This window comes from Sphingomonas sp. CFBP 8760, assembly GCF_014841615.1.
Lineage (GTDB): Bacteria > Pseudomonadota > Alphaproteobacteria > Sphingomonadales > Sphingomonadaceae > Sphingomonas.
This window is the reverse complement of sequence record NZ_JACYUG010000070.1, coordinates 1-315: the sequence shown is the minus strand read 5'-3', so window position 1 is coordinate 315 and position 315 is coordinate 1. Positions and strand designations below refer to the sequence as shown.

Genomic DNA, 315 nt, shown 5'->3' with positions numbered 1-315 from the left:
GCGTGGTTCACCGCAGAAGCATGTGTGGCGGGCGCGGATCGTCCTGCTGAGCGAGGATGGTCTGGGCACGGTCGCGATCATGGCGGCGACGGGCAAGTCGAAGACCTGCGTGTGGCGCTGGCAAGAGCGGTTCATGGCCGAGGGCGTCGATGGCCTGCTGCGCGACAAGACGCGACCGCCGGGGATCGCGCCGCTCAAGCCCACGCTGGTCGACAGGGTCGTGGCGTTGACGCTGGAGCCGCCTGGGCACGAGGCGACGCACTGGACGGTGCGCGCCATGGCAAAGGCGGTTGGTATCGCGGCCTCCTCGGTGGT

General features: G+C 69.5%; 1 protein-coding gene. It reads left to right on the top strand.

Going from position 1 to position 315, the window contains the following annotated elements; translation table 11 throughout:
- On the top strand, positions 1–315 hold a 315-nt coding region (locus tag IFT82_RS20390), incomplete at both ends, for a helix-turn-helix domain-containing protein (protein ID WP_192129949.1).